Genomic DNA, 7201 nt, shown 5'->3' with positions numbered 1-7201 from the left:
TGAGCGCTGGACGCTTTGAGCGCTGGACGCTTTGAGCGCTGGACGCTTTGAGCGCTGGACGCTTTGAGCGCTGGACGCTTTGAGCGCTGGATCAGGGATCTGAGTCGAACTCGCTTCAAGATTCGACCGTGAACCCTGATCCAGCGCCTTTGTCTGAGGCGACAGCTTTGGCGGAGGGCTATAGCCAGCCGGAGCGGCGGAACAGCCGGTAGAGGAACAGCGATCCGCCCACCATCACGGCGAAGATGATCGGATAGCCGTACTGCCAATGCAGTTCGGGCATCTTGTCGAAGTTCATGCCGTAGATCCCGGCGACCGCCGTCCAGAACGCCGCGATACCGGCCCACGACGCGATCTTGCGCATGTCGTTGTTCTGCTCGACCGAGACCTGGGCCAGCCGGGCCTGCAGGATCGAGTTCAGGAGGTCGTCGAAGCCGGCGATCTGCTCGACCGTCCGGGTCAGGTGATCCTGGACGTCGCGGAAGTAGCGGCGCAGTTCCTTGTCCACCTCGGACGTCTCGCTCACGAGCGCCATGATCGGGCGCTGCAACGGCAGGACCGCCCGCTTGAACTCCACCATCTCTCGCTTGAGCTGGTAGATCTGCTGCACCTGGGCGGTGCCCTCGCGGGAGAACACCTTCTCCTCGACGACGTCCAGGTCGTCCTCGAGCCGCTCGGCCGCCTCGACGTAGAGATCCACGACGTGGTCCGTGACGGCGTACGCGACGGCCCAGGTGCCAAGCCGCAACAGTTCCGGCCGCTCCTCCAGGTTCCTGCGTACGTCGCGGAGGGTGCACGCGTTGCCGTGACGGACCGTGATCACGAAGTGGTCGCCGATGAGGAGCATGACCTGACCCGTCTCGACGACCTCGGCGTGCTCGCTCAGCGTCTCGTGCGGGATGTACCGAGCCGACCGCAGCACCAGGAAGGTGAAGTCCTCGTAGCGCTCCAGTTTGGGCCGCTGGCCGGCTTTGACCACGTCGTCGACGGCGAGCTCGTGCAGCCCGAAGGCCTCCGCGATGCCTTCCATCTCCTCGGCGCGCGGCGCGTTCAGGCCGAGCCAGACGAAGGCGTCGGGCTTGGCGCGGGCTTCTTCGAGTGCCGCGCGATAGTCGATCTGGCCCGGTCGGCGTACGCCGTCGACGTAGACGGCGCAGTCCACAATGCCGCTGCGACCGGGCTCCTCCGGCAGGCTCTCGTCGAACGTGCCGCCCCACATGCGCGTGACGGCCCGGACGGGAGCCGTCCAGACGCGAAGTCCCTTGGTTTCGCCGCTGCCAACCCGATCCGCCATGACGCCTCCTCCCATAGCCGTTCGGCCATCAAGGCTACGCGCCATGCCGAATCCGAGGGCGCCGGGCGGATCGTCCGCGTTCGGGGGGTGGGGGCAGGCGACCCGCCCGGCGCGCTCGGGGGAATGAGGCTCGGCAGCATTCTGAGCCCGATCGGCGCCCCAGCGGAAGGCCGGGGCACCGCCTTGTTATCGGTCGGTTATCCGACTTTGGCCCTACTCCGAGGATCCCTCACGCGTTGATCATGAACCTATGGTCCGGGTCTGGGTCAGACCCGGACCATAGGTTCATGATCAACGCGAAAAGGGCGGGGGTTCAGCCGCGGACTGCCTCGATCGCTTCGGCCAACCGGCGTACGCCTTCGTCGATCTCGTCCACTGTGACCGCCGAGAAGGCGAGCCGAAGCGCGTGCTCGCCGCCCTCCAGCAGGAAGTCCGAGCCCTTGACCACCGCGACGCCGCGAGTGGCGGCCTCGGGCAGGAGCTTGTCCACGTGGACGTCGTCGGGCAGCTCGACCCAGAGGAAGTAGCCGCCGTCCGGCTCGGTGAACCTGATCCCCGGAATCCGCGTACGTAGCGACTCGGCGAGCAGCTTGGATCGCTCGCCCAGGGCTTGGCTCACCGTCGCGATCGACCGGTCGATGTCGCCGGAGACGCAGAACTGGTGAACGATGCCCTGCGCGACCTGACCTGCGGAGATGTAGGTGTTGGTCGCCGTCTTGGCGATCCCGTCGATGATCCGGCTCGGCCCGATGAGGTAGCCGACCCGGACGCCCGGGCAGACCGTCTTCGTGAACGAGCAGGCGTGCACGACCACGCCGTCGGAGTCGAGGGAGATCATCTGGGGCAGCGCCTCGCCCCGGAAGCGAATGTCGGCGTACGGGTCGTCCTCGAAGATCACGAAGTCGAACTCCTGGGCCAGCGCCACCAGCGCATGCCGCTTCTCCGCCGACAGAGTCACCCCGGCCGGGTTCTGATAGTTCGGGATGATGTGCGCGAGCTTCGGGCGTACGCCCGCCTCGAGGAGCCCGCGCAGCTCCGTCACCGAGATGCCGTCCGGCTCCAGCGTGACCTGGTGGACGACCGCGCCCCGATTGCGGAGGTTGAGCAGGGTCCGGTCGTAGGTCGGCTTCTCCACCACGACGTGGTCGCCCGGCTTGACCAGGTGCTCGAACAGGAAGGCGTCGGCCTGGAGCGACCCGTTGGTGATCATCACCTGATCGACCGGTACGCCGTGCTTGGCCGCGATCCACTCGCGGAGCGGCTGGTAGCCGAGGCTGTTGCCGTAGGCGGTCACCCCGGCCGGGTCGGCGTCGAACGCACGAACGGCCGCGGCCTTCAGTCCGTCGATGTCGACGATGTCGAGCGACGGGGCACCACGAGCGAACGAGATGAGCTGCGCAGGGGACATAGCTGCTCAGCGTACCGATGGGCCGGCCGCGTACGCGCGCGACTTACCGGGCTCCCGAATGGTGAGCTGCGGACGGCCGTCGATCAGACCGACGCGGCCGCTTCGGCCCGGCGCTGCGCCCAGACCCGCATGATGTCGCGCACGGAGATGATGCCGAGAACCTCGTCCTCATCGAGCACGACCAGGTGCCGGAAACCGCCGCGAGACATCGCCATCGCGGCCTCTTCCAGGGACCAGTCCGGCCGGGCGTAGACGACTTCCCAGGTGATATGCCCGTTTGTCACCTCGACGTCCGGATCTTTGCCGGCTCCGATGGCGTACAAGAGGTCGCGCTCGGTCAGGATGCCGACGCCGGCACCATCCGGGTCCATGACGATCGCCGACCCCACTCGGCGGGCCGCCATGAGCTGCGCAGCCTGGCGGAGCGTGTGTTCCGGGCCGACAACGAGAATCGGCTTGGTCATCGCATCTCGGACAAACATCATCAACGCCGCCCTTCGGTCGTCACCTCACTGAAACGAACCGTATGGACATCCTCGCCGCGATGAGGCCAACACTCAAGACTTGACATATGTCATCGGGTCACCCGGGTGGGGTGACCGCTTCGCCGGTCAAGGGTGACCGACAGGTGAACTGCGTCTGTACACGCGTCCACTAAGCTGGTCGGGCTGCACCCGGGGGTGGCCCCGGACCCCGCATTTCAGCTGGAGGTTCCCCATGATCGGGCTCGTCCTGGCGGCCGGCGCCGGGCGCCGTCTGCGCCCCTATACCGACACCGTGCCGAAGACGCTGGTACCGGTCGACGGCGAGACGACGATCTTCGACATTGCGCTGGCCAACCTGGCCGCCGTGGGGCTCACCGAGATCACCGCCGTGATCGGCTACCGAGCCGAGGCAGTCGTCTCCCGGCAGGCAGCGCTGGAGGAGAAGTACGGGATCACGCTCAGCCTCGTCCACAACGACCGGGCCGAGGAGTGGAACAACGCGTACTCGCTCTGGCTGGCTCGCGACCACTTCGCGCGCGGGGCGCTCCTGGTCAACGGCGACACCGTTCACCCGCAGAGCGTCGAGAAGACTCTGCTCGCCGCGCCCGCGAACGGCATCACCCTGGCGGTCGACGACCAGAAGAAGCTGGCCGACGAGGAGATGAAGGTGATCTTCTCGCCGGAGGGACGGCTCAAGCGGATCACGAAGCTGATGGACCCGGCCACCGCGCACGGTGAGTACATCGGGCTGACCCGGATCCAGCCGGAGGTGGCGGCCGACCTCGCCGACGCGCTCAAGACGACCTGGGAACGCGACCCCAACCTCTACTACGAGGACGGCTACCAGGAGTACGCCGACCGCGGCGGCCTCATCACCGGAGCGCCGATCGGCCGGGTCGAGTGGGTCGAGGTCGACAACCACGACGACCTCGGCCGGGCGCGGGAGATCGCATGCCGCTACTGACCCGCTCGGTCCAGGCGCCGCTGACCATCGACGTCCGGCGGGGCGCGGTGGCCAGCCTGGGCAAGCTGCTCGCCGACGGCCGGGTCTCCGCCGGCGGCGACGTCGCGGTCGTGGTCGGGCCCGGGCAGGGCGAGAAGATCGTCGAGCTGATCGCGCCGACCCTGAAGAACGCGCAGATCCTGCACGTGGCGGGCGGCACGCTGGAGTCCGCCCTGGAATTGGGCGCGCAGCTGCGTAACCGCAGCGTCGACGCGGTGGTCGGCATCGGCGGCGGCAAGACGATCGACACCACGAAGTACGCCGCCTCCCGCTACGGGTTGCCGATGGTGACCGTCGCGACGAGCCTGGCCAACGACGGGATCGCCTCCCCGACCGCCACGCTGGACCACGACGGCGCCCGGCCGTCCTACGGCGTGCACATCCCGCTGGCGGTCTTCATCGACCTCGACTTCGTGGAATCCGGTTCGGACAGCCAGACCAAGGCCGGCATCGGCGACGTGATCTGCAAGATCAGCGCGGTGGCCGACTGGGAGCTGTCCGCCCGCGAGACGGGCGAGCCCATCGACGGCCTGGCGGTCGCGATGGCCCGGTCCAGCGCCGAGGCGCTGATCAACCACCCCGGCTCGATCGCGGACGACGATTACCTGATCACCCTGGCCGAAGGGTTGATCATGGCCGGCCTATCGATGGCGGTCGCGGGCACGTCCCGGCCGGCCAGCGGCGGCTGCCACGAGATCATGCACGCGATGAACATCCTGCGGCCCGGCCACGGCAGCCACGGCGAGCAGGTGGGGCTCGGCGGGCTCTTCTGCACCTACCTCCGCGGCGACAAGCCCAGGTTCGCGCAGATGTCGGCGGTGCTGAACCGGCACGGGCTTCCCCGGCTCCCGGCCGACCTCGGGCTCTCCTTGGACGACTTCCTCGAGGTCGTCGCGTACGCCCCGAAGACCCGGCCCGAGCGGTACACGATCCTGGAACACCTCGGCGTGGGAACGACCATGGCCGAGTCCGAGCTGCGGGCACGGGTGGAGGACTATATCGATGCCGTCCGTTCGTGAGTTCTACGAAGTCAACCGCGGTGGCGGGCTCTTCTCCGAAGCGGTGAGCCAACGACTGGGCGCGGTGACGGCGTACGCGGCTTCCCGGCTCGGCCTGCGGCCCACCACGCTGACGCTGGCCAACCTGGCGATCGGGCTGACCGTGTCCACGCTCGTCGTCGCGTTCAGCGCCAGCTGCCCGTTGTGGATGCGGTTGCTCGCCCTCGTCGGCTGGCAGGTCGCGTACGTGCTCGACTGCTCGGACGGTCAGCTCGCCCGGGTCACCGGCCAGCGTTCGGCCGCCGGCGCGCGGATCGACATCCTGTGCGACGTCGCCTCGCAGATCGCCCTGGTCACGGCGATCTCGGCGGTCGCGTTCTCCCGCTCGGACGCCCCGGTCTGGCTGCTCACGGCGTTCGCCGGGACCTGGATGGTCAACCTCGTGACGAGCGTCCTGCAGTCCGGCCCCAACGCCGACTCGATGGTCCCGTCCCGCTCGCTGCCGGTCCGGGTGATCAAGCTGGTACGCGACCCGGGTGCGGTCTTCCTCCTCGCCGGGCTCGTCCTGGCGATCGAGCCCGACTGGGCCGTCTGGTTCGCTCTCGCGTTCGCCATCGTCAACGGCGGATTCCTGCTGGCCAGCATCGCCTTCACAGCCCGCAAGGCCTATCAGCCGAGCTGACGGTCCTTCGGGCGGGAACCGACGACCGACGAGTAGATCTCGATGAGGCGGCTCGTCACGACGTCGGGATGGAAGGTGCTCAAGTACCGTTCTCGGGCCACCGCCGCGAGTGAGGCCGCTTCCTTCACAGCGAGCGGCAGCGCCTCAGCGAGGGCGTCGGCGTTCGGTGCGACGACCCAGCCCGCCGAGTCGATGAGGAACGGGCTGCCGCCCATGGCGGTGCCGAGGACCGGCCGCCCGTTGGCGAGCGCCTCGATGATCACCGTCGAGAGCGGCTCGAACCAGGTCGACGGGACGGTGACGAGAGCGGCGGCGCGCATCAGTTCGCGTACACCCGCCCGATCCTGCGGGCCGACGTATTCGACGTCCGGCCGCTCGGCGGCGGCCGCCTCGGCCAACGGCCGGAGCTCGCCGTCTCCGGCGATCCGCAGCCTGCCGAGCGCGCCCGGCGTACTGCGCTTCCAGGCGTCCAGCAGAACGCCGAGCCCCTTCTCCGTGGAGAGCCGACCAGCGAACAACACGCCGCTCCCGGGCGGAGTCGGCGGTCCCGGATCCTCGACCGCGTTCGGCTTGATCGCTATCCGCTCCGGCGGTATGCCGTAGTCGCGCAGGTGAGCGGCGATGTTCTCGGTCAGTGCGATGTACCGGTCGACCGAGCGCCAGGTCCCCCGGTGAACGGCCAGCGTCGTCGCCATGATCGCGCTCTGCGCCGCCGAACCGCGGTAGCACCGATGCTGGATGGCCGGTAACGCGAAGGCCTTCCCCTTGCAGTCGGTGCACACGTGACCATCCCTGAAGTACAGCCCCGGTGCGCATACCTGTCGATAGTTGTGAACGGTCTGGACCACCGGTATGCCGAAGCGATGCGCGGTCCGCACGACGCCGGGCGACAGCAGAGGGTACGGGTTGTGCAGGTGCAAGACGTCGGGCCGCTCCCGACGCAGCAAGTCGGCCAGGGCTCGGGTCGAGGCCGGCGACCAGATCGGCGACAGCGGCAGCAAGGCCTTCTGCGTGGCCGGCAGGGCGGGGATGTCGTCCGAATCGCGCTGGAACCGGACCACCTCGACGCCCGCCGCCGCGAGCTGGGCGGATTCCAGGTCGACCATGATGTTCTCGCCGCTCGGCGCGTCCGACCGGTAGCGATTGTGCGCGACGACGACCTTCACGGTCGGCAACGCTACCCGGTGGACCCCGCTTCTCAAGCGATCCGCTCGCGTTATCCGGGATTACGTCCCCTTCCGAGCCTCGGGTTCAAGGGGTCGTTGCAACACCGGGTTTCGGGTAGGGGTTCAAGAGTAGGTCGTTGAGGGCCTCGGCTGGGGTTTTCCAGT

The 7201-nt window shown here is 68.3% G+C and carries 7 protein-coding genes; 3 read left to right on the top strand and 4 right to left on the bottom strand.

Annotated features, from left to right (window positions below):
• Window positions 1-178: 178 nt before the first annotated feature.
• The 3 genes from corA to HOV77_RS33990 all read right to left on the bottom strand — a co-directional run bounded on the left by corA (window position 179) and on the right by HOV77_RS33990 (window position 3184).
• The gene (corA, locus tag HOV77_RS34000) at window positions 179-1294 is read right to left on the bottom strand and encodes a magnesium/cobalt transporter CorA (RefSeq protein ID WP_290870311.1); all 1116 of its coding nucleotides are present in this window, start codon (window positions 1292-1294) and stop codon (window positions 179-181) included.
• 313 nt (window positions 1295-1607) lie between these two features.
• A complete protein-coding gene (locus tag HOV77_RS33995; RefSeq protein ID WP_290870308.1) occupies window positions 1608-2702 on the bottom strand; it encodes a PLP-dependent aminotransferase family protein in 1095 nt (364 codons plus the stop codon).
• Window positions 2703-2785: 83 nt separating this feature from the next.
• Complete coding sequence (locus HOV77_RS33990; RefSeq protein ID WP_290870314.1) at window positions 2786-3184, bottom strand: CBS domain-containing protein; 399 nt, start codon at window positions 3182-3184, stop codon at window positions 2786-2788.
• 235 nt (window positions 3185-3419) lie between these two features.
• Here HOV77_RS33990 and HOV77_RS33985 point away from each other — a divergent pair, with 235 nt between their 5' ends.
• From HOV77_RS33985 to HOV77_RS33975, 3 genes are read left to right on the top strand one after another with little or no spacing between them, the layout of a single operon-like run.
• On the top strand, window positions 3420-4151 hold the full coding sequence (locus HOV77_RS33985) for a phosphocholine cytidylyltransferase family protein (RefSeq protein WP_290870305.1): 732 nt from the start codon (window positions 3420-3422) through the stop codon (window positions 4149-4151).
• Window positions 4139-5209, top strand: a complete 1071-nt coding sequence (locus HOV77_RS33980; protein ID WP_290870302.1) for an iron-containing alcohol dehydrogenase family protein — start codon at window positions 4139-4141, stop codon at window positions 5207-5209. The genes HOV77_RS33985 and HOV77_RS33980 overlap by 13 nt, the downstream gene beginning before the upstream one ends.
• Entirely contained in the window at window positions 5193-5870 is a 678-nt protein-coding gene (locus HOV77_RS33975) for a CDP-alcohol phosphatidyltransferase family protein (protein ID WP_290870299.1), read from the top strand. The genes HOV77_RS33980 and HOV77_RS33975 overlap by 17 nt, the downstream gene beginning before the upstream one ends.
• On the opposite strand, the gene HOV77_RS33970 is transcribed toward HOV77_RS33975, so the two are convergent.
• A complete protein-coding gene (locus HOV77_RS33970; protein WP_290870296.1) occupies window positions 5858-7036 on the bottom strand; it encodes a glycosyltransferase family 4 protein in 1179 nt (392 codons plus the stop codon). The two genes, HOV77_RS33975 and HOV77_RS33970, sit on opposite strands and share 13 nt — an antisense overlap.
• Window positions 7037-7201: the final 165 nt, after the last annotated feature.

The sequence above is a fragment of the Hamadaea sp. genome, from assembly GCF_013362815.1.
Lineage (GTDB): Bacteria > Actinomycetota > Actinomycetes > Mycobacteriales > Micromonosporaceae > Hamadaea.
This window is presented reverse-complemented; position numbering and strand designations above follow the sequence as displayed.